Source organism: Paraburkholderia sp. FW306-02-B (assembly GCF_058782725.1).
In genome coordinates this window covers 368,421-387,912 of record NZ_JBYSXZ010000001.1, presented here as the reverse complement: position 1 = coordinate 387,912, position 19,492 = coordinate 368,421, and the positions used below count along the sequence as shown (strand labels likewise).

Genomic DNA, 19,492 nt, shown 5'->3' with positions numbered 1-19,492 from the left:
GGTAACTTTGCCCAATGGGCGGCGATTAATTTCCGTTTGCGCGTACCTGTACCCCGGAAAACACGCGCCGCGCACCGCTCATCGCCACGCGTCGACGATGATCCGCTTCAGAATATGCAGCTTGCGATGCAGAAAATGCTCCGCTCCCGGAATCACGACAACCGGCAATTCCTGCGGCCGCGCCCAGTCGTAGACCGATTGAATGGGAACCGTCTCGTCGGTTTCGCCGTGAATCACCAGCGTGTTTTCCGGCACGGGCGCGACTTCCCAGCGGCTCGCCGCGGTGCCGACAAACACCATCCGCTCGATCTCCTGACCTTCTTCGCGCAGCTTCGCAGCCACATGCGACAACACGAAGGTGCCGAACGAGAAGCCCGCGAGTACAAGGGGCAGATCGCCCTGCCCCGCTTCAGCACGCATATGGTCGAGCACCGCGCGCAGATCATCGCGCTCGCCGATGCCGTTGTCATGCTCGCCTTGGGTTTCGCCCACGCCGCGAAAATTCGCGCGATAGGTCACGTAATTCAACTGCACAAGCGTGCGCGCCAGCGTTTGCGCGACCTTGTTGTCCATCGTGCCGCCGAACAGCGGATGCGGGTGCGCGACCAGCGCGATGCCGCGCGGCGCGGCGCTGTTCTCGCGGGTTGCGTCGGGCAGGTCCAGCGCAACCTCGATTTTGCCGACCGGGCCGTCGATCAGATATTTCTTCGTATGTACGTTCATGGTTCGGCTTATTGATCGATCTTCAGACGCTCGACAATCTTGCCGTTCGCAAGATGCGAATCGACGATTTCGTCGATGTCGCTCTCGTCGACATACGTGTACCAGACGCCTTCCGGATAAACGACGACCGTCGGACCGAGCTCGCAGCGATCCAGACAGCCGGCCTTGTTGATCCGCACCTGGCCGGGGCCGGCGAGGCCGAGTTGCTTCACGCGTTTTTTTGCATGCTCCTGCATCGCCTGCGCGTTGCAGTTCGCGCAGCTCGGGCGCTCCGCGCCGGGTTCGCGCTGATTGAGGCAGAAGAAGACGTGGTACTTGTAGAAGGAGTCCATGGTGTCCGGAGGCGAGGCTTTAAGAGTGGGGAACGGCGCTGGACGCGCTGCGGCGCGCCTGTTGTGCGGTCGATTATAGCGAGCGGTGCTCGGGGGCGCGCATCGGCGGCCGCTCAGCGGCTCACCGGTTGAATGGCGCGTTCGGGGTATGGGTCGCGACGGCTCACTCCCTGCGCATCGCATCACGGCCTAAGGCTCAAGCACCGCTCACGCGCCGCTTGAGCCACACACGCTCGACCAGAAACGCCAGCCACACCAGCGCCGCATAGGACCAGACCCACGCAAGCCATTGCGCAAGACCGTTGAAGTGCAGATAACGCCCTTGCCGCCAGTCGGCCAGCACGACATCGAAGTACGGATTCACCGGCAGCAGATTGACGAACACCAGCGCGATCGTCAGCGCAGCGGCCGCGAGCGCCGCGCGCGTGCGGCGCCGCAGCCGCAGTGTGAGCAACGCCGCGGCCGTGCCGCATGCGAGACCGGCTAGCGCGCCGGGTGCCGCCCAATTGAACGCGAGACCCGATTGCGATTGCAGAAACGTCGCACCGGCCTTGACGCACAAGGTCGTCACGACAAATGCGATCAACAGGCGCACGCGCGGCGCGTGGCGGCGGATCGACAGCGACGCCAGCGCGAGCGCGGCGAACAGATTGAGCGTCGTGATAACGGCTTCCCAGCCGTCGTCGGGCAGCCAGGCGGCTGCCATCATCGGCCACGCGCCGACGTGCCAGCCGGCCGGCGTCCATGCGCGCAACGCATCCTGCGTGGTCGAATCGAAGCTTAGCCACAGCGCGCGCGGCCAGTTGCCGAGGCCGAAGAGGCGCGGCGCCGGGTACATAGTCGCGAACGGCCACAACGCGACGAGACACCCGAGCGCCGCGCTATCGCGCTCGAACCACAGCAGCCGCGCGCGGCGCAGCAAGCCGCGATCGAGCAGCGCGCCGGTGGCCGGCGAGACGATCGCCGCGCCGAGCAGCGCGCCGAGCGCATTGGCGGCCAGATCGAGGTTGGAGGCGACGCGCGTCGGCAGATAGGTCTGCACGGCTTCCATCACGCCCGACAGCAAGCCGCCGAGCACAAACGCGAGCGCGACCGCCAACGTGCCGCGCCAGCGCGGATAGAGCGCGAGCACCACCAGCGCGCCGAACGGCATGTAGCCGAGCACGTTGGTGACGACGTCGAACGCCGTCAGATACTGCGGCATGGGATCGAACAGATAGTCGAACGGACCGAGGCCGAGCGAACGCCAGCCGGAAAACGGGTACCACGAACCGTAGACGATCAGCGCGGCGTACAGCCCCAGCGCCTGCCGGGCAAGCGCCGACGGACGGCGCGCCCACGGTTTTATGCTCATGCAGCGCTCCATCGCGTGCGCTGCGAGCCCGTCATTGCTCGGCGACCAGCGCCTGCACGCCGAGCCATGCGCTGATCTGCGCGACGAGGTCGTCGCTGGCGGTGGCGAGCGCCTGCGCGCCGCCGGCAGCGTCGGCCGAACTGGACGGCGCGCGCGCAATAAACGTGCGCTGGCCGATCACCTTGCCGCTTTGGGTCAGCGTAGCGCGCGCGGTGACCGCGGCGTGACTTTGCGACTGGCTATCGAAGACCTGCTCGAACTCGCTCAAATCGACTTTCAGCACCGGCGCGCGTACGCCGTCCGCCCCCGTTAGCACGGTGCCGCGCGAACTGAGCGCGCTGCGCAGACGCTGGGTGAGCAACTGCGATGGCGCCATGGTCCAGTGGCTATTCGCGTACGACGCCGTCTGCTGCGCATCGGCGTAGCTGAGCCGGTAGATCAGCTTGTCCGACTCGAGCGTGTCGGGCGCGCTCACATCGAGGACTTTTACCGGCGGCAGCGTGCCTGCCGAAGCAGCCGGGTTCGGCGGCCCGAGGTCGTAGCGGATATCCGCGATCGCAGCGGACGTGCCCGCGCAGCCCGCAGCCAGCACACCGAACGCGAGCAGCACCGCAAGCGCGGCGCGCGAGGAAAACAATCGGTGAATCGAGCGTGACATAACCATGTTCCTTCTTCAAAACCTTCAATTCATTTGGCGGCGGGCACAGCGGCGCGGGCGGCGGGCCACGCAAAACCGGCTTCGCCTGGGCCAGGCGCCGCCTGCGGCGCGCCGAACAGCACGCTGCGCGGATTGGTGCTGAACGTGTCAGCCGCGCGGTCCACCGAACGCGCTGCGGAGCGCACGTCTTCGGCAAGCGAATTGACGCGCGGCAGCGTGTCGTAACCGACGCGCGCCGACAACTCCTGTATCGAACTATCCATCGACACCAGCGCGTCACCCGCCTGCTGCGCCGCCGTGCCGACCTTGTTCAGATTGGTCTCGAACGGCCCGTCCGGGCGGTTCAGACTGGTGATCAACTGATTGGTCGACGCCAGCGTGCGATCCAGCTGGTTGAGCGTGGCGGGCAGCTTGCCGGCCGCCGGCGCCATCTGCTGCGTCAGCGTGGCGACGCCGTCGGCGGCCTTCTGGATGCTGGCCGTCGTGCCCTGCAACTGGCGGACCATTTCCGGCGACAACAGATTGTCGACGTCGTCGGTGACTTTTTCGAGTTTGCGCAGCAGCACGTCGCCGCGTTGCTGCAACTGATCGAGCAAGCCCGGGTGCATCGGCAATTGCGCCACCTGCCTGGGCGATGACGACAGCGGCGACGGATCGCGCCCGCTGTCATCCAGCTGGATGAACGCAATGCCCGTGACGCCCTGGAAGCCGAGGCTGCCGAAAGTCGAATGGGTAATCGGCGCGTGCGTGTCGACGAGGATGCGAATCACGATCTGACCCGGATGCGCCGGATCGAATTTGATCGACTGCACCTTGCCGACGTCGAGCCCGCGATAACGCACCGCGGCGTCGGTATAGAGCCCGGTCACGTTGGTGCGCGCAATCAGATCGTACGGCACCCGCACCGAACGGTCGACGTTGAACAAAAAAGCCGCCAACGCTATAGCGCCCAGCAAGATCACTGTGAAGAGCCCTGCCCAGAAGGCATGTGATTTGTTTTCCATTCTCAGGTTCCCTGGTTCACAGCGGCAATTCGGACGATGCCGGTTCGAGCGCCGCGCGCGGCAGCTTCGCGCGGCGTTCCGGCGGCAGCGCCTGCAGCGCGCGACGCCCGCGCAGGCCGAGGAAATATTCGCGGATAAACGGATGATCGACACCCGCCGCTTCTTCGACCGGCGCGGCGACCAGTACCTTGCGATCGGCCAGCACGGCCACACGGGTGGACAGCGCGACCATCGTGTCGAGATCGTGCGTGACCATCACCACCGTCAGTCCGAGCGCGCGATGCAGCGCGGCGATCAGTTCGACGAATTCATCGGACGCCTGCGGATCGAGACCGGCGGTAGGCTCGTCGAGGAACAGCAGTTCGGGTTCGAGCGCGATCGCGCGCGCAATGCCCACCCGCTTGATCATCCCGCCCGACAGCGCCGACGGCATCTTCGACGCGTGCTTGCACGGCAGGCCGACCATCTCGAGCTTGAGCATCACGATGTCGCGCAGCAGGTCTTCGGGCACCTTGCCGAGTTCGCGCAACGGCTGCGCGATGTTGTCGAACACCGATAGCGACGAGAACAGCGCGCCGCGCTGAAACAGCATGCCGGAGCGGCTGCGCATCAGGAGCGCGGTTTCGGGAGAAATCGTCGCGAGGTCTTCGCCGAACAGTTTGATCGTGCCGGACGACGGCTTTTCGAGCCCGAGAATCTGCCGCACCAACGTGGTCTTGCCCGAGCCCGAGCCGCCGACAACCGACACGATCTCGCCGCGCCGCACGTCGAAGTTCAGATGCTGGTGCACGATATTGCGGCCGTAGCGCTTGGTGATGTCGATGACCTCGATCACCGGCTCGGCGATCTCGGGCATCGGTTGGCCGCGCACGGCCTGGGTGAGTGGCGCGATCATCCGAGCCCCACGTTCTGGAAGAGGATCGCGAACACCGCGTCCGCGAGAATCACGATGGTGATCGAAGTCACCACCGAGGTCGTCGTGCCTTCGCCGAGACTTTGCGAATTGGCTTTGATGCGAAAACCGAAGTGACAGCCGACGATCGCGATCAGCATGCCGAACGCGACCCCCTTGCCGAGGCCGATCCACAAGTTCGCGACCGGCACCACGCTCGGCAATGCGCGCGCGAAGTAGTTCATGTCGATGCCGAGCACGATCTTCGCCGCGAGCGCGCCGCCGGTCAACGCGATGATGTTGGTCCACATCACGAGGAGCGGCATCGCCACGCCGAGCGCGACCACCCGCGGCAAGATCAGTCGCAGTCCGTGCGGGATGCCCATCACGCGCATCGCGTCGAGTTCTTCGGTGACGCGCATCACGCCGATCTGCGCGGTGATCGCCGAGCCCGAGCGGCCCGCCACCAGAATTGCCGACAACACCGGTCCTAGTTCGCGAATCACCGATAAGCCAAGAATGTTGACGATGTACTGGTTCGCGCCAAAAAGCCGCAGTTGCTGCGCGGACAGATAGCTGAGGACGATGCCGATCAGGAACGCGACCAGCGCGGTGATCGGCAGTGCCTTGCTGCCGGCGTTGTAAACGTTCGCGGAGATTTCGGTCCACGGCGTGATCTTCGGGTTGCGCAGGATCGCCAACAGATCCAGCACGACGCGCCCAAACATCGCGACGCCGCCGTACAGATGCTCGAAGAAGGAGAAGATCGCCAGACCGAGGCGCGTGAACGGATCGAACTTGACCACCGGCTCGACCTTTTCGCGAGCGGTATCGAGCAGGGCGATGCGTTCGAAGATGTCGCGTTGCGTAGCGGTGAGCGTGGTGTCGGCGGGCATCTTGTGGCCCCACACGCGCCACAGCGCCTGGCCGCCGACGTGGTCCATCCGGTCGACGCGCGACAGGTCCCACTGGCCGATGCCTTCGGCGCCGATTAGCGAGCGCAACTGCGGAATCACGTGGCCAGTGGAGCGGTCGCGCGCGAGCGCGAGCGCCGTCCACTGGCCCGAGAGCCGGACGATCTTGCCTTGGCTGCCTGCCGCGACTTCAAGGCCGGGCGGAGTGTCGTAGTTCAAGGATCGCTGGAATCTGGTTATCGGATTAAGGGCCATTGTAGCGAAGGCGCGGGCGATGGACCGTCCTCGCGGGCCCGCAGTGTTCGCTATCGCTACAATATGGACATGAACGTTTCCAAGACCCCACCCCAAACCGCTGCGACGAACGAGTGGCGCATCGACCGTGAGCGTGCCGTTGCGTTGTTCGGCCCGCAAGCGCATGACTGGCCGATCGAAATCGTCGAGGAAACCGGCTCGACCAACGCCGACCTGATGACGCGCGCCAAAGCGCTGCCGCGCAAAGCCGGCGCGCTGCCGCGGCCGATCGTGCGGGTCGCGTATCTGCAAACCGCCGGCCGCGGCCGCCGTGGCCGGCCCTGGTACGCCGAGCCGGGCAATGCGCTGCTGTTTTCGGTGGCTTGCGTGCTGCCGCGTCCGCTGGAAGGGCTGGCAGGCTTGAGCCTTGCCGTTGGCGTGGCGCTGGTCGACGGGCTGCGCTCGTTGCCGGTCGCGGGACCCGGCCAGATCGCGCTGAAGTGGCCCAACGACGTGCTGCTCGAAGGCGACAAGCTGGCCGGCATCCTGATCGAAACCGCGTGGAGCACCAACGAAGCGAGCGCGGTGGTGATCGGTATCGGCACCAACGTGAAAGGCGCTGATGAGCTCGCCGCCAAGGTCGGCGCGCTGAACGCCGACGTGCCGCCGCAGGCGCGCGGCACGGTACCGACCGCGCTGCAACGCGCGCTGCCTAACGCGAACCTCACCGACACGCTGGCCGCGGAACTGAACGCGCTCGAACCGGCGTTGCAGCGCTTCGGCGCTGAAGGCTTCGCACCGTTCCAGCCGCGCTGGAACGCGGTGCATGCTTACGCGGGCCGCGAAGTGGTGCTGCTCGAGCAGGGCGAAGAACTTGCGCGCGGCGTGGCAGCTGGCGTCGACGAACGCGGTCAGTTGCTGCTCGACACGGCTTCGGGCGGCCGTCAGACCATCGCGACCGGCGACGTCTCGCTGCGTCTGGCCGACGGTGCTGCATGACGAGCGGCGCGCCTTATCTGCTGATCGACGCCGGCAATAGCCGCATCAAATGGGCACTGGTGCAGCAGGACGGCACGCAGAGCGCGGCCGGCGCCCTCGCGCATGGCGGCGCGGATCAACCCGGCTGGTCGAATTTGCCGACGCCGGGCGGCGCATGGTTATCGAACGTCGCGGGTGAGACCGTGGCAGCGCGAATCGGCGCGTTGCTGGACGCTCATTGGCCGCAGCTGCCGCTTACGACGATCCGTGCGTGCGCGCAGCAATGCGGCGTGACCAATAGCTACACGACGTCAGATGCGCTCGGCAGCGACCGCTGGGCCGGCCTGATTGGCGCGCATGCGGCATTTCCGGGCGAGCATCTGTTGATTGCGACTTTCGGCACGGCGACCACGCTGGAAGCGTTGCGTGCGGACGGCTGCTTTGTCGGCGGATTGATTGCGCCGGGCTGGACGCTGATGATGCGTTCATTGGGCGAGCACACAGCGCAACTGCCGACGCTCGACGCCAACGCCGCGCGCGGCCTGCTCAACGATGGCGACGCGCCTGCCGGCGAGCGTCGCGGCCCGTTCTTCGCGACCGACACTCCGCGTTCGTTGTCTGCGGGCTGCACGTTGGCGCAAGCGGGTTTGATCGAGCGGATGTGGCGCGACTTGCAGGACGAGTGGCGCGTGCCGGTGCGGCTGGTGGTGAGCGGAGGGGCGGCTGACGAAGTGACAGGTGCGCTGAAAGTGCCGCATACTCGCCACGATTCGCTGGTGCTGTCTGGGCTTGCGCTGATTGCTGCCGAGAGCGCGACGGTGCGGGACGCCTGAACTGCGGCCATAGAAATGGCGGCTCAACTTCTGGACGGGGAATATTAACGATGCTGCGCTGGCTGATAGCCATATTGTTTCTTGCCAACATGCTGGCATTCGTCGCGATGCGCGGCGTATTCGGCCCGACGCCTACAGCCGGCGGACGCGAGCCGAACCACCTGAACCGCCAGGTTCATCCGGAGTGGTTGAAGATAAAACCCGTGACGCCAGCCGAAGCCGCCGACCAGCCGATAGTGGGCGGCCCGGCGCCCACGGCGCCGATTGCGGCGTCGGCGTTGCTGCAGTAAAGATACAAAGAAAAAGCTGGAGACGCACCACAGACGGTGTTGGAAGTACCGCTGCGGCGCGCGCAGCGCCGCCGGAAGGATGACTGCCTTGTCACCGGCGTTGAATGTGCGAGGACACTGATTCCAGATGCTCCACTACCGTGATTGCGCGAGGGACCCGCTTAAGAGTTGGCGGTTTGAGCCGCTTTCTTTTGCCTACTTTTCTTTGCGGCAGGCAAAGAAAAGTAGGTGCCGCCCCGCACAGAGGGGCAACGCTAATAAACCAATAACAAAGCAAGGAAAGGCCAACGCCGTAGGCAAACAACCAATGCCGCCGCCAAAGGCAAAAACCAAACCTCACCCTTGTGCCCGAACCTTCTTCAAAAGCGCAGTAGTGGAGCGCTCATGCTCGAAGGGAATAGCCAAAGCCTTCCCACCCCATCCCCGAACAATCGCCGACTCCGGCAAAGCATCCATATCGTAATCACCGCCTTTAACGAGCACATCCGGCCGCAGCGCCGAAATCAACTCAACGGGCGTCTGCTCACCAAAGCAAACCACATAATCGACGCTCTCGAGAGCGGCGAGCAAAACCATCCGATCGGCCTCGTTATTGATAGGCCGATCATCCCCTTTCCCGAGCATGCGAACAGAAGCATCACTATTCACACCAACGATAAGACAAGCGCCGAGAGCCTTAGCATCGGCAAGATAAGTCACATGCCCGCGATGCAGAATATCGAACACCCCGTTGGTAAAAACAACCGGCGCTGGCATAGAAGTACGAAGCCCAACAAGCGCATCGCGCGTAAAAATTTTGCGTTCGAAAGTAGCAGCCATGACGGAGTCAGAAAGAAAAAAGAAGTGTCGCCACGATACACGCCGAACGGCATGAAGCAAAACAGCCCAGCAAGCTCACGCCTGCCGGGCCGTTCTTAAAACCAACCAGCCCGCGGCGTAACCGCCAACGAACCGGAATACCGTCAAGCCGGCTGTTCGGCCGACTTCTGATCAGCCTGCAACCTCGCGACCACTTCCTTGCGATAGCGGTTCAATTCCTGCGCCGTATTGAACGTGCGTTCGAACAGAATCGACAGATTGTGCAGAATCCGTTCGACCACCTTCTTTTCCCAGCCGTCGTCGAAACGGATCTGCTCGTCGAGCCAGCGCTCCAGCCATTCCGGATCCGGCAGACGCGATTGAATCGTGTCGCGCGGGAACAGCGCTTGATTCACGTGCAGGTTAGTGGGATGCAGCGGCTTTTCAGTGCGGCGCGCCGATGCCATCAAGACGCCGATCTTCGCGAACGCAGCACGCGCGATGTCGCCGGTTTGCGTCATCGCTTTCTTCATGTAGCGCAGATAGGCGCCGCCATGTCGCGCTTCGTCGCGCGAAATGGTTTCGTAGATGGCCTTAATGACGGGCTCGGTATGCCATTCGGCTGCGCGGCGATACCAGTGATTCAGGCGGATTTCGCCGCAGAAGTGCAGCATCAGCGTTTCGAGCGGCGGCGCCGGATCGAATTCGAAGCGCACGGCGTGCAGCTCTTCTTCGGTCGGGCACATTTCCGGCTTGAAGCGGCGCAGATACTCCATCAGCACCAGCGAGTGCTTCTGTTCTTCGAAGAACCACACGCTCATGAATGCGGAGAAATCGCTGTCGTGATGGTTGTCACGCAGGAACATTTCCGTGGCGGGCAACGCCGACCATTCGGTGATCGCGTTCATCTTGATCGTCGCGGCCTGCTCGTCGGTCAATAGCGATCCATCGAACTTGTCCCAGGGAATGTCTTTCTCCATGTCCCATCGAACGGATTCGAGCGATTTATAAAGTTCCGGATAAAGCATGGTGTTCATAGTCCCACCCCTGTTCTGCGCATACTGTCTGTGTCTGTTACTACTTACGTGTAGCACTTTTGCTTACGACGAACGAAACGCACCGTTTGTCGGCCAAGCATTCAATTTTACGCGGTAATCGGCCGCCTAGATGCACCGGGCAGCAAAGAAGTCCTGGGCGTTTGCACAGCGGCGACAACCATAAGTTATGCGCTGTGCGGCCAACCGTGGGTGAGGGATACCCTGTGCCTGAGGTCGAGCCAGTTTGCGATGAAAACCGCACCGTTCAGCCCTACGCCGGTTGTGCCGGCGGCGAATGGAGCAAGGGCGGCTGGATTGGTTGTTTTTCAGCGCACGCCCAAAAGCCAAATAAAGCTTACACAATGATAGCACGCTGACTTTACGGAACCCGCGCGGTTAGCGTCGCAATCCCTGTGCCAGATTGACCAGTCTCAATAAAACCGGCAATTAAGAGAGTGTGACCGGCGATCATGGTCAAAATCGTGACAGGCGGCGAATTCACGTTCGTTTGCGCCGCCTGTGCATGGCTCCTGCCGGCCCGTTTCATTCCTGCTGTTAAATAGACCTTTTTGTCGCTCGCGGGCTGGCAGTCGAACTGCTTGCGCGCCTGGCGGACGACGGCGCCCGTTTCGCCGCGGGACGTTTTGCCGCAGCTTCGGCCTCGCCACCCGCCTTCGCCGACGCCGCTTGCTGGTTCGCTTCCGCTTCGTCCGGCGACGCCGCGGCGGTCCCGCTCGCCGCGCCCGCGCTTGCGGCGCCCGGCTGCGTCACCGCGAACTGGGCAATCTGGTTGAATTGCGATTGCAGCAGATCCCACCAGGCGGAGGTGTCGAAGGGTGGCGTTGCGGCGGTATCGGCAGTGTCGGTGTCGGATTCGGCGCTTCCCGACGACCCTGCGCTCGCCGCACCCGATGCGCTCGACGACTCCGAATGCGGCCAGCCTGTCGCCGGCGACGGGTCCGGCGCAGCCGCCGCCGAAGCCGGCTGCGACATCGACGCCTGCGCGAACGCGCCGAACGCACGCAGGGTAGCGAGCGTCGCGCGCTGCACTTCGAGCGCCTGAATGGCGGACTGCAGCATGCTCAGATTCAGCTTGAGCCATTGCTCGACCGCGCGCATATCGGTGATGCGCTTGTCGAGTTCTTCGACGTTGGTGAGCGGCGCCATCATGTCGGACATCATCGACAGCGACGGCCCGAGGCCGCCGGCAGGCTGCGCGCCAGAGAAGGCCGAGCCGAACGGCGAAAGACGCATCATGCCCCACATGCGCTCGAGCATTTCAGCGGGCGGAAAACCGGGAAAGCCGGGAAAGGGCGGCGTGGAGTCAGGTGTATCGGTCATGCTTGTCGCCTCGCTGCAAAAAGGGAAGGAAGTAGCGCCATCCCGCGCTCGTCTGATTCGATCATATACCGCGCGTAGCGCTGCGCCCGCGCTTCGTTTGGGCCGTTGTCCGGCCGGTTTTGGCCGGTTTTGGCCGGTTTTGGCCGGTTTTGGCCGGTTTTGGCCCGTTGTCCAGCCTATTGTTCGGCCCGTTCCACGCAGTACCTCGCGTGCTGACTGGCCTGACTTCATGCGATACGAGCCGACATCCTGCATCAGGAGCGCTCACCGCCCGATGTGCCGCCGCGCGGCGCCTGTGGCGAATGCCCGCTCCACGGATCCGCGCCGCCGAAATCCGGCGCGCGCCGCTCACGCAGCGAGCTCACCCCTTCACGCACATCCGGCCCGGCAAAGCCCATGAATTCCAACGCCAGCGACGTATCGAACGCCGGCCCTGCCGAGCGCAGCCAGTTGTTCAACGCGTACTTGGTCCAGCGAATCGCCGTTTGCGAACCGCTGGCCAGTTTCTGCGCGACTTCGAATGCCTTCGGCCGCAGTTCGTTTTCGTCGACGGCCAGCGACACCAGCCCGATTCGCTCCGCCTCTTCGCCGCTCACCGGCTCGCACAGCAGCAGGTAATACTTCGCCTTCGCCATGCCGCACAACAACGGCCAGACGATTGCCGCGTGATCGCCGGCGGCGACGCCCAACCGCGTATGACCGTCGATGATGCGCGCCGTCTTTGTCGCGATCGAAATATCGGCGAGCAGGCCGGCCACGAGCCCAGCGCCAACCGCCGGTCCATGCATCGCCGACACAATCGGCTTGCTGCAATTGATCACGTTGTAGACAAGATCCCGCGCCTCGCGCCAGACCCGCGCGCGCACCTCGAAATCGGTCGCCATGTCTTCGACCAGTTGCAGGTCGCCACCCGCCGAAAAGCCTTTGCCCTCGCCGCGAATGATCGCGACGCGCGTGTCGGGGTCCCGATCGATATCGCGCCAGATTTCGGCGAGTTCGAAGTGCATGCGCGCGTTGGCCGTCGCGAGCCCGCTCTTGTTCGCGCCCTCGCCGCTCATCACGACCTCGAGCACGCCGTGCGGATGGCGATGCAATTGCAGCGACCTGTAGTGCGCGTAAAAAGGATCGTTGCTGTGTGGTGCTTGAGACATGGTGAGCAATCCGTCTATCGGTATGTCTGTTAAAAAGCCGCGCTCGTTAGGCGCAACGTCAGCGCGGCTGATAAACCCACTTGGCATTCAGAATCTCGACCATGACGCGCGCCCGCTGATCGAGCCCGAGGTGATCGGTTGCGCTCATGTTGACCACGCCGTTGGTGTTCGCGAGCGCGCGCGTGGCTTCGAGCGCATCGCGCAGCGCGCGGCGAAATTCCGCCGTGCCGGGCGCGGCCTGTGTCAGGGCGATCGGCACCGCGTTGCCGAGCAGCATGCCCGCGTCCCACGTATACGAGCCGAACGCCGACACGCTGCCCGCCCCGCGCAGTGCCTCGAAGCGCGCGATGTAATCGAGCGCGAGGCGCTTGGCCGGATGGTCCGTCGGCAATTGCGCGGCGACCAGCACCGGGCTGGCGGGCAGGAAAGTGCCGTTGCAATCGGCGCCGCACACGCGCAGGAAGTCGTTATTGCCGACTCCGTGATTGTGATAAATCAGTCCTTTGAAGCCGCGCTCCCTGAGCGTCTTCGGCGGCAACGCGGCGGGCGTGCCGGCCGCGCCCACCACCACTGCATCGGGTTTGGCCGCGAGGATCTTGAGGACCTGACCGGTGACGCTCGGATCGGTGCGATTGAAACGCTCGCTCGCCACCACGTTGACGTGGTGCAGTTGCGCGAATTTCGCGACCTCGGTGTAGAACGTCTCGCCGAGCGCGTCGGCCTGGCCGATGAATGCGATCGTTTTGACGCCGTGCGCGCTGGCATGTTCGGCAATCGCCGAAGCCATCATCGCGTCGGTTTGCGGAGTCTTGAATACCCAGTGGCGTTTCGCATCGACCGGGTCGATGATTTTCGCCGACGACGCCAGCGAGATCATCGGCGTTTCGCCGTCAGCGACCACGTCGATCATAGCCAGCGAATTCGGCGTGATCGACGAACCGATGATCACGTCGACGTGATCTTCGGAAATCAGCTTCTTGGTGTCCTGCACGGCCTGGGTGGTGTCGGACGCATCGTCGAGCACGATGTATTCGACTTTCTGACCGCCGAGCTGTTTGGGCAGCAGTGTGGCGGTGTCGCGCGCGGGAATGCCGAGCGAAGCAGCCGGCCCGGTCAGCGACAGCACGAGGCCGATCTTCACCTGCGCGAGTGCGATGCCCGGCAACGCCGCGCCCAGCACGGCCGCAAGACGGGCGAGCCGATGCCGCGGTTTCGTTGCATGCAAGCTCGATGCGCGAGCACGCCGGGTCGCCGGCTCAGTCGACTCAAATCGCGGCATGCTGCATCCTCCCGTTGGTTTTTCGTTTTGACGTACTGCCGATGCGCTGCTTATCTGCTGCTCCGCTTCTGTCCTGCAATGGACCGGCGGCCAGCTACCGCCGGGCCGCCGCCGCGCCAGTCAGTGTAGCGGCGCGCTCTTGCGGCGGCATCGGGCGAAACCCTTTCGTGTGCGGAGAACCTTGCGCGGATGGCGGCCCGACACCGCATTCCGCACAAATCCGGTGCGTCAATCCAGCGGTGCGATGCCCTGGTCGATCGCACCGAAAATCGACTTGCCCGCTTCGTCGAACATCTCGATCTTCACCGTATCGCCGTATTTCATGAACTCGGTCTGCGGCGCGCCGTGCTCGATGGTTTCGAGGCAGCGCTTCTCGGCGATGCAGCAATAGCCGCGCTTCGCGTCCTTGTTCGACACCGTGCCCGACCCGACGATCGCGCCGGCGCGCAGATTGCGCGTTTTCGCCGCGTGCGAGATCAACTGGCCGAAGTGGAACACCATGTCGGTGCCGGCGTCCGGCTGGCCGACCTTCTTGCCGTTCCAGTGGACGATCATCGGCCGGTGCACGCGGCCTTCGCGCCAATGTTCGCCGAGTTCGTCGGGCGTCACGGCGACCGGCGCGAACGAGCTCGCCGGCTTACTCTGGAAAAAGCCAAAGCCCTTCGCAAGTTCGGCAGGGATCAGATTGCGCAACGAGACGTCGTTGACCAGCGTGATCAGGCGCACGCCTTTGAGCGCCTGCTCGGGCGTGGCGCCCATCGGCACGTCGGCGGTGATCACGGCGACTTCCGCTTCGAAGTCGATGCCGAATTCTTCCGATGCGCACAGCACGTCGTCTTTCGGGCCGATGAAGTCGTCGCTGCCGCCCTGATACATCAGCGGATCGGTCCAGAATTCCGGCGGCATTTCCGCGCCGCGCGCGCGCCGCACCAGTTCGACATGGTTCACGTACGATGAACCGTCGGCCCACTGGAATGCGCGCGGCAGCGGCGCCATGCATTCCTTCGCGTCGAACGGGAAGGCGTTGCGGGCGCGCCCCTGATTGAGCGAGTCGTACAGGTCCTGCAGTTGCGGCGCATAAAAGGCCCAGTCGTCGAGCGCGCGCTGCAGCGTGGGCGCGATCGCGTCGGCGATCGCCGCGGTGTGCAGGTCGCGGGACACGACGATCAGTTGGCCGTCGCGCGTGCCGTCCTTCAGCGTGGCAAGTTTCATAGGGGAATGAGCCGTGTTAGTGACGATAGAGGGAATCTATTCTACGATGGTGAATCGTTGCGGCCCAAGCGCCGCTGCCCGGCCGCCGCTTGCGGGCCGCGGCGGCTCTGCTGTTCTGCTCGTTTTCCGACCGTCTTTTGAACGCGCTCCGTGCGCCCCGCTCATGCCTCCAATTGCCCGCCCCGGCGCGATCCGTACCGACGCCGACCCAGCTGAACCGCTCGAGCACGCTGAATCCGCGGATTCCGCCGACGACGAAACCGTCGAGGCCGGCGAGGAAAAGCTGCGCTCGGGCATTCAGTCGATCGAAGTCGGTTTCAGGCTGCTCGACGTGCTGACCCATGAGCCGCGCGCGATGATGCTACGCGATCTGGCGCAGCGCGCCGGCATGAGTCCGGCCAAGGCGCATCGCTATCTGGTGAGTTTTCTGCGTCTCGGCGTGGTCGCGCAGGATCCGCTTTCGGGCCGCTACGAGCTGGGCGGTTTCGCATTGCAATTGGGACTCGCGCGGCTCGCGCGTGTCGACGGCGTGAAGCTGGCGCGCATTGCGCTTGCCGAACTGCGCGACCGGCTCGATCTGACGGTAGGCATCGCGGTGTGGGGCAATCAGGGGCCAACGATGGTTCACTGGATGGAATCGAGCCACCCGGCTAAGGCGTCGCTCAAGCTCGGCGACGTGATGCCGCTGCTCAGTTCCGCCACCGGCTTGCTGTTTGCCGCCTATCTGCCGCCCAGCAAGACCGCCGCGATGCTGGAGCGCGAGCTGGCCGATTCGCGCCGCTCATCGCACACCAGCGGACCACGCACGCGGGAAGAAGTCGAACGGGTATTGGCTGACGTGCGCCAACACGAAGCGGCACGCGTCGAAGGCATGTTGCTGCCGACTATCCATGCATTCTGCATGCCGGTGTTCGACTCGACCGGCGATCTCGCGCTCGGCCTGATCGCGCTCGGCCATGAAGGTGCGTTCGATATCAGCTGGGGCGGCGAGATCGATACGGCGATGCGCGAGTGTGCGCAAAAGCTGTCGTATGAGCTGGGGTATAGTGCGGCGCCGCGCTGAAGCACTGCGATCACCTTCTATCTGCCAAAACTCACTCGCCGATGTCCTCACCGTCCCTCACACGCCGCTCCGACCGCACGCAGCCCGTCGCCGCGCGCCGCGGTGCGCGCGCGTGGCGCTGGATTGCGGTACTGGTGGTAGTAGCCGTCCTGCACTGGATCGCCGCGCAGTGGGTCGAGCGCAACAGCGCCACGCTGAATGCATCGGACAAGGAGCATATTCCCGTACAGATCGCGCTGCTGACGCCCGAGCGCATCGAGCGCAAACCCGCTGGCGCCGCACCGCAACCGCAGCCGGCGGCACCTGCGCATAAGGCCGCCGCCAGCAAGCCGCGCGAACATGTGCTAACCGCTACGCAGCCGGGAACAGAAGCGCCCGCTTCCCCTAAGGCCGCGTCGGAGGCCGCGTCGGAGGCTGCGGCGAGCGCATCGGCCGCCGCAAGTAGCGCCAATGCAAGCGCAGCCGGCACGGCCAGCGCGCCCGCCGCCGCCAGTGCGCCCCAAGCGCCACCTGGCGTGAAATTCTCCGTCCCGCCTTCGGGCGAACTGCAATACGACTCGTTTTACAACGGCGTGCGCAACCAGCCCGGCACGATCCACTGGACCAGCAACGCCCAGAGCTACGAAATGGTCGTATCCGTGCCGCTACCGTTCATCGGCACATTTGTTTATTCGAGCCACGGCCGCATTGACGCATTTGGCCTCGCCCCCGAGCAGTATGTCGAGAAGCGCGGCCGCCGGGCCGAAGACGTGTCGATCTTCAATCGCGCCGCCAAACAGATCGCGTTCACGCGCACCCCGGCGACGCTGCCGCTGCCCGACGGCGCGCAAGACCGCTTCAGCATGGTGATGCAGCTCGCCAGCCTGGTGCGCGGCGATCCCGGCGCGTATCAGCCTGGCGTGACGCGGCAGTTCTTCGTCGTCGATAGCGACAGCGGTGAGAACTGGCCGGTCGAGACCATCGGCGATGAGACCATCCGCACCGCGCAGGGCTACCTCGATACGCGCCATTTCAAACGGCTGCCCCGCCACGACGGCGATCGCCGCCGCATCGACGTGTGGCTCGCGCCGTCGCTCGGCTGGTTGCCTGCGCGAATCATGCAGACCGAACCGAACGGCACGCAATTCGAACTGGTGTGGCGCGGCAAGCTCGATGCTGCGAGCGTCGGCGGCTCAGCCGGCAACACGGACAACAGCGGCAACGGTTCGCCTGACAATTCGGCAAACCCCACGCCATCTGCTGCACCGGCGGATACGCCCGAGGCCCCGCCCACTTCGCCGATCAATTCGACCGATTCCAGCAATCCGCCCGACAAGCCCTGAACCCCTGCAGGGTCTTGAAACGGTCGAGCACATTCGCGACGTGCTCACGCATACGTTGTCAGAAGGCGACGCTCTCGCGTGCGAAGCACTGCGCGATTTCGATGTACGCAGTAAGCTGGGGGCGTTGCATCTTCCCACCCTCGCGGTGGCGGGCCGCCACGACACGGGCACGCCGCCGGCTGCTACGCGGGCAATAGCAGACGCCATCGAGGGCGCACGGTTCGAACGGCTCGAAGCCGCTTATCTTGCGCCGATCGAGCCATCTCACCGTTTTGCTGCACTGCTTGAAACGTTTTTTGCAAGGCCGGTCTAACCGGTAGGTTCGGGACTTTTACAAGCATCAATCCGGACCCACCCCTTGAATTCCACACCATACGCTCCACTTATGGCGCAGGAACGGCCAGGAGCCAACGGAAATAAGGAGTGTCGCCATGCAAATGATCTACAACAGCCCCAACTATTGTGTCGTCGAGTTTCCGCCGCAGGAAGGTCCGCTGGCCATGAAGTCCGGTGGCTACGAGATCGTCGACAAGAACATGCAGCGCGAAATCTACATTGACGGTGCAATGGCGGCGCGCTTTCGCGAGCACGTGCAAAAACTGATCGAAGAGGAGCCGTCGCTGGACGAAGTAGACGAATTCCTCGGCCAGTTCGACAGTCTGATGCATCAACCGGTGATTCTTCACTAACCTCGAGGTTTGGCGTAACGGTTTGGCGACATACATCGACCGCGCCGTCCGGCCCACCCGGCGGCCTTAACAAGGCGGTCAGCTTCGATAGAACGGCCCAGCAGGCTTTTGCCTCGCTGGGCCGTTTTCTTGCCTCGTATTGTTTCGTTTCCCTGTGTTGTCGGGCCTGTTCGTGCGTTCTGGCGCGTTTTCGTTGCCAGGCAGACGAACCCGCCGCACCCAGTGCGGTTGCACCGCCCGCGCCCGGCGGAACCGCCCCGTAGCGGCTACAATGACAGGTTTCCCGAAAAAGCCGGCGCAAGCCCACGTCCGCCATGAACCAGCCTGCTCAAACCGCCACGCCAATCCGTCCTGACGCCGCCTATACGCGCGGCACGGCGCTGCCCGCGCTGCTCAAGTCGCGCATCCTGATCCTGGACGGCGCGATGGGCACAATGATCCAGCGCTACAAGCTCGACGAAGCGCGCTACCGCGGCGAACGCTTCAAGGACTACGGCCGCGACATCAAGGGCAACAACGAGTTGCTGTCGATCACGCAGCCGCAGATCATCGGCGAGATCCACGCGCAATATCTCGCGGCGGGCGCGGACATCATCGAGACCAATACCTTCGGCGCCACCACGGTCGCGCAGGCCGACTACGGGATGGAAGACCTCGCGATCGAAATGAACCTCGAATCGGCGAAGCTGGCGCGCACCGCCTGCGACAAGTATTCGACGCCGGACAAGCCACGCTTTGTCGCCGGCGCGATTGGACCGACGCCGAAAACGGCGAGCATTTCTCCTGATGTGAACGATCCGGGCGCGCGCAACGTGACTTTCGACGAACTGCGCGCGGCGTACTACGAACAGGCGAAAGCGCTGCTCGACGGCGGCGCCGATCTGTTTCTCGTCGAAACGATCTTCGACACGCTCAATGCGAAAGCCGCGCTGTTCGCGCTGGATGAACTCTTCGAAGACACCGGCGAGCGTCTGCCGATCATGATCTCGGGCACCGTCACGGACGCATCGGGCCGCATTCTGTCGGGGCAGACTGTCGAAGCGTTCTGGAATTCGCTGCGTCACGCCAAGCCGCTCACGTTCGGCCTGAACTGCGCGTTGGGCGCGGCGTTGATGCGTCCATACATCGCCGAACTGGCGAAGCTGTGCGACACCTACGTGTCGTGCTACCCGAACGCCGGTTTGCCGAATCCGATGAGCGATACGGGCTTCGACGAATTGCCGGCGGATACGTCGGGATTGCTGAAGGAGTTCGCACAGGCAGGTCTCGTGAATATCGCCGGTGGCTGCTGCGGTACGACGCCGGAGCATATTGCGGCGATTGCCAAGGCGCTGGCCGACGTCAAGCCACGCCAATGGCCGACTCAGTATCGCGACGCAGCCTGAGTC

At 64.1% G+C, this 19,492-nt stretch carries 20 protein-coding genes and 1 pseudogene; 8 read left to right on the top strand and 13 right to left on the bottom strand.

Annotation, left to right across the window (positions count from 1 at the left end; translation table 11 throughout):
- Nucleotides 1–78: 78 nt before the first annotated feature.
- From AC3WOG_RS01685 to AC3WOG_RS01655, 7 genes are all read right to left on the bottom strand, one after another.
- Nucleotides 79–723 (bottom strand): alpha/beta hydrolase, encoded by a 645-nt coding sequence (locus AC3WOG_RS01685; protein ID WP_492576357.1) that lies wholly within the window; start codon nucleotides 721–723, stop codon nucleotides 79–81.
- Nucleotides 724–731: 8 nt separating this feature from the next.
- Nucleotides 732–1,055 (bottom strand): (2Fe-2S) ferredoxin domain-containing protein, encoded by a 324-nt coding sequence (locus tag AC3WOG_RS01680; RefSeq protein ID WP_115099488.1) that lies wholly within the window; start codon nucleotides 1,053–1,055, stop codon nucleotides 732–734.
- Nucleotides 1,056–1,251: 196 nt separating this feature from the next.
- Complete coding sequence (locus AC3WOG_RS01675; RefSeq protein WP_492576356.1) at nucleotides 1,252–2,409, bottom strand: VanZ family protein; 1,158 nt, start codon at nucleotides 2,407–2,409, stop codon at nucleotides 1,252–1,254.
- 31 nt (nucleotides 2,410–2,440) lie between these two features.
- Nucleotides 2,441–3,067 (bottom strand): ABC-type transport auxiliary lipoprotein family protein, encoded by a 627-nt coding sequence (locus AC3WOG_RS01670; RefSeq protein WP_492576355.1) that lies wholly within the window; start codon nucleotides 3,065–3,067, stop codon nucleotides 2,441–2,443.
- A 29-nt stretch (nucleotides 3,068–3,096) separates the two neighbouring features.
- Nucleotides 3,097–4,071, bottom strand: coding sequence for an MlaD family protein (locus AC3WOG_RS01665; protein WP_492576353.1), 975 nt, complete (start codon nucleotides 4,069–4,071; stop codon nucleotides 3,097–3,099).
- Nucleotides 4,072–4,087: 16 nt separating this feature from the next.
- Complete coding sequence (locus tag AC3WOG_RS01660) at nucleotides 4,088–4,966, bottom strand: ABC transporter ATP-binding protein (RefSeq protein ID WP_492576352.1); 879 nt, start codon at nucleotides 4,964–4,966, stop codon at nucleotides 4,088–4,090.
- Nucleotides 4,963–6,096 carry an MlaE family ABC transporter permease gene (locus tag AC3WOG_RS01655; protein ID WP_492576351.1) on the bottom strand — a complete coding sequence of 378 codons (1,134 nt, stop codon included), beginning with the start codon at nucleotides 6,094–6,096 and terminating at the stop codon, nucleotides 4,963–4,965. Before AC3WOG_RS01655 ends, AC3WOG_RS01660 begins: the two co-directional genes overlap by 4 nt.
- 105 nt (nucleotides 6,097–6,201) lie before the next feature.
- Here AC3WOG_RS01655 and AC3WOG_RS01650 point away from each other — a divergent pair, with 105 nt between their 5' ends.
- From AC3WOG_RS01650 to AC3WOG_RS01640, 3 genes are read left to right on the top strand one after another with little or no spacing between them, the layout of a single operon-like run.
- Entirely contained in the window at nucleotides 6,202–7,110 is a 909-nt protein-coding gene (locus AC3WOG_RS01650; protein WP_492576349.1) for a biotin--[acetyl-CoA-carboxylase] ligase, read from the top strand.
- The gene (locus AC3WOG_RS01645) at nucleotides 7,107–7,922 is read left to right on the top strand and encodes a type III pantothenate kinase (RefSeq protein ID WP_492576348.1); all 816 of its coding nucleotides are present in this window, start codon (nucleotides 7,107–7,109) and stop codon (nucleotides 7,920–7,922) included. Before AC3WOG_RS01650 ends, AC3WOG_RS01645 begins: the two co-directional genes overlap by 4 nt.
- A 50-nt stretch (nucleotides 7,923–7,972) precedes the next feature.
- Nucleotides 7,973–8,212, top strand: a complete 240-nt coding sequence (locus tag AC3WOG_RS01640) for a hypothetical protein (protein WP_492576347.1) — start codon at nucleotides 7,973–7,975, stop codon at nucleotides 8,210–8,212.
- A gap of 336 nt (nucleotides 8,213–8,548) precedes the next feature.
- On the opposite strand, the gene rfaE2 is transcribed toward AC3WOG_RS01640, so the two are convergent.
- From rfaE2 to AC3WOG_RS01610, 6 genes are all read right to left on the bottom strand, one after another.
- On the bottom strand, nucleotides 8,549–9,031 hold the full coding sequence (gene rfaE2, locus AC3WOG_RS01635) for a D-glycero-beta-D-manno-heptose 1-phosphate adenylyltransferase (RefSeq protein WP_492576346.1): 483 nt from the start codon (nucleotides 9,029–9,031) through the stop codon (nucleotides 8,549–8,551).
- Nucleotides 9,032–9,174: 143 nt separating this feature from the next.
- A complete protein-coding gene (locus AC3WOG_RS01630) occupies nucleotides 9,175–10,047 on the bottom strand; it encodes a ferritin family protein (RefSeq protein ID WP_492576345.1) in 873 nt (290 codons plus the stop codon).
- 555 nt (nucleotides 10,048–10,602) lie between these two features.
- A complete protein-coding gene (locus tag AC3WOG_RS01625) occupies nucleotides 10,603–11,388 on the bottom strand; it encodes a PhaM family polyhydroxyalkanoate granule multifunctional regulatory protein (RefSeq protein ID WP_492576344.1) in 786 nt (261 codons plus the stop codon).
- Nucleotides 11,389–11,642: 254 nt separating this feature from the next.
- Nucleotides 11,643–12,539 carry an enoyl-CoA hydratase/isomerase family protein gene (locus AC3WOG_RS01620; protein ID WP_492576343.1) on the bottom strand — a complete coding sequence of 299 codons (897 nt, stop codon included), beginning with the start codon at nucleotides 12,537–12,539 and terminating at the stop codon, nucleotides 11,643–11,645.
- 58 nt (nucleotides 12,540–12,597) lie between these two features.
- Nucleotides 12,598–13,818, bottom strand: a complete 1,221-nt coding sequence (locus AC3WOG_RS01615) for an ABC transporter substrate-binding protein (protein ID WP_492576342.1) — start codon at nucleotides 13,816–13,818, stop codon at nucleotides 12,598–12,600.
- Between the two features lie 228 nt (nucleotides 13,819–14,046).
- Nucleotides 14,047–15,030, bottom strand: coding sequence for a fumarylacetoacetate hydrolase family protein (locus AC3WOG_RS01610; RefSeq protein WP_492576341.1), 984 nt, complete (start codon nucleotides 15,028–15,030; stop codon nucleotides 14,047–14,049).
- Nucleotides 15,031–15,193: 163 nt separating this feature from the next.
- On the opposite strand from AC3WOG_RS01610, the gene AC3WOG_RS01605 reads away from it, so the two are divergent.
- From AC3WOG_RS01605 to AC3WOG_RS01585, 5 genes and pseudogenes are all read left to right on the top strand, one after another.
- Nucleotides 15,194–16,093 carry an IclR family transcriptional regulator gene (locus tag AC3WOG_RS01605; protein WP_492576340.1) on the top strand — a complete coding sequence of 300 codons (900 nt, stop codon included), beginning with the start codon at nucleotides 15,194–15,196 and terminating at the stop codon, nucleotides 16,091–16,093.
- A gap of 41 nt (nucleotides 16,094–16,134) precedes the next feature.
- Nucleotides 16,135–17,415, top strand: a complete 1,281-nt coding sequence (locus AC3WOG_RS01600) for a DUF3108 domain-containing protein (RefSeq protein WP_492576339.1) — start codon at nucleotides 16,135–16,137, stop codon at nucleotides 17,413–17,415.
- Between the two features lie 16 nt (nucleotides 17,416–17,431).
- Nucleotides 17,432–17,728: pseudogene (locus tag AC3WOG_RS01595) on the top strand (alpha/beta hydrolase); the annotation flags it as partial.
- Between the two features lie 118 nt (nucleotides 17,729–17,846).
- A complete protein-coding gene (locus AC3WOG_RS01590) occupies nucleotides 17,847–18,104 on the top strand; it encodes a BTH_I0359 family protein (protein WP_007179533.1) in 258 nt (85 codons plus the stop codon).
- A 314-nt stretch (nucleotides 18,105–18,418) separates the two neighbouring features.
- The gene (locus AC3WOG_RS01585; RefSeq protein ID WP_492576337.1) at nucleotides 18,419–19,489 is read left to right on the top strand and encodes a homocysteine S-methyltransferase family protein; all 1,071 of its coding nucleotides are present in this window, start codon (nucleotides 18,419–18,421) and stop codon (nucleotides 19,487–19,489) included.
- The last annotated feature ends 3 nt before the right edge of the window (nucleotides 19,490–19,492 follow it).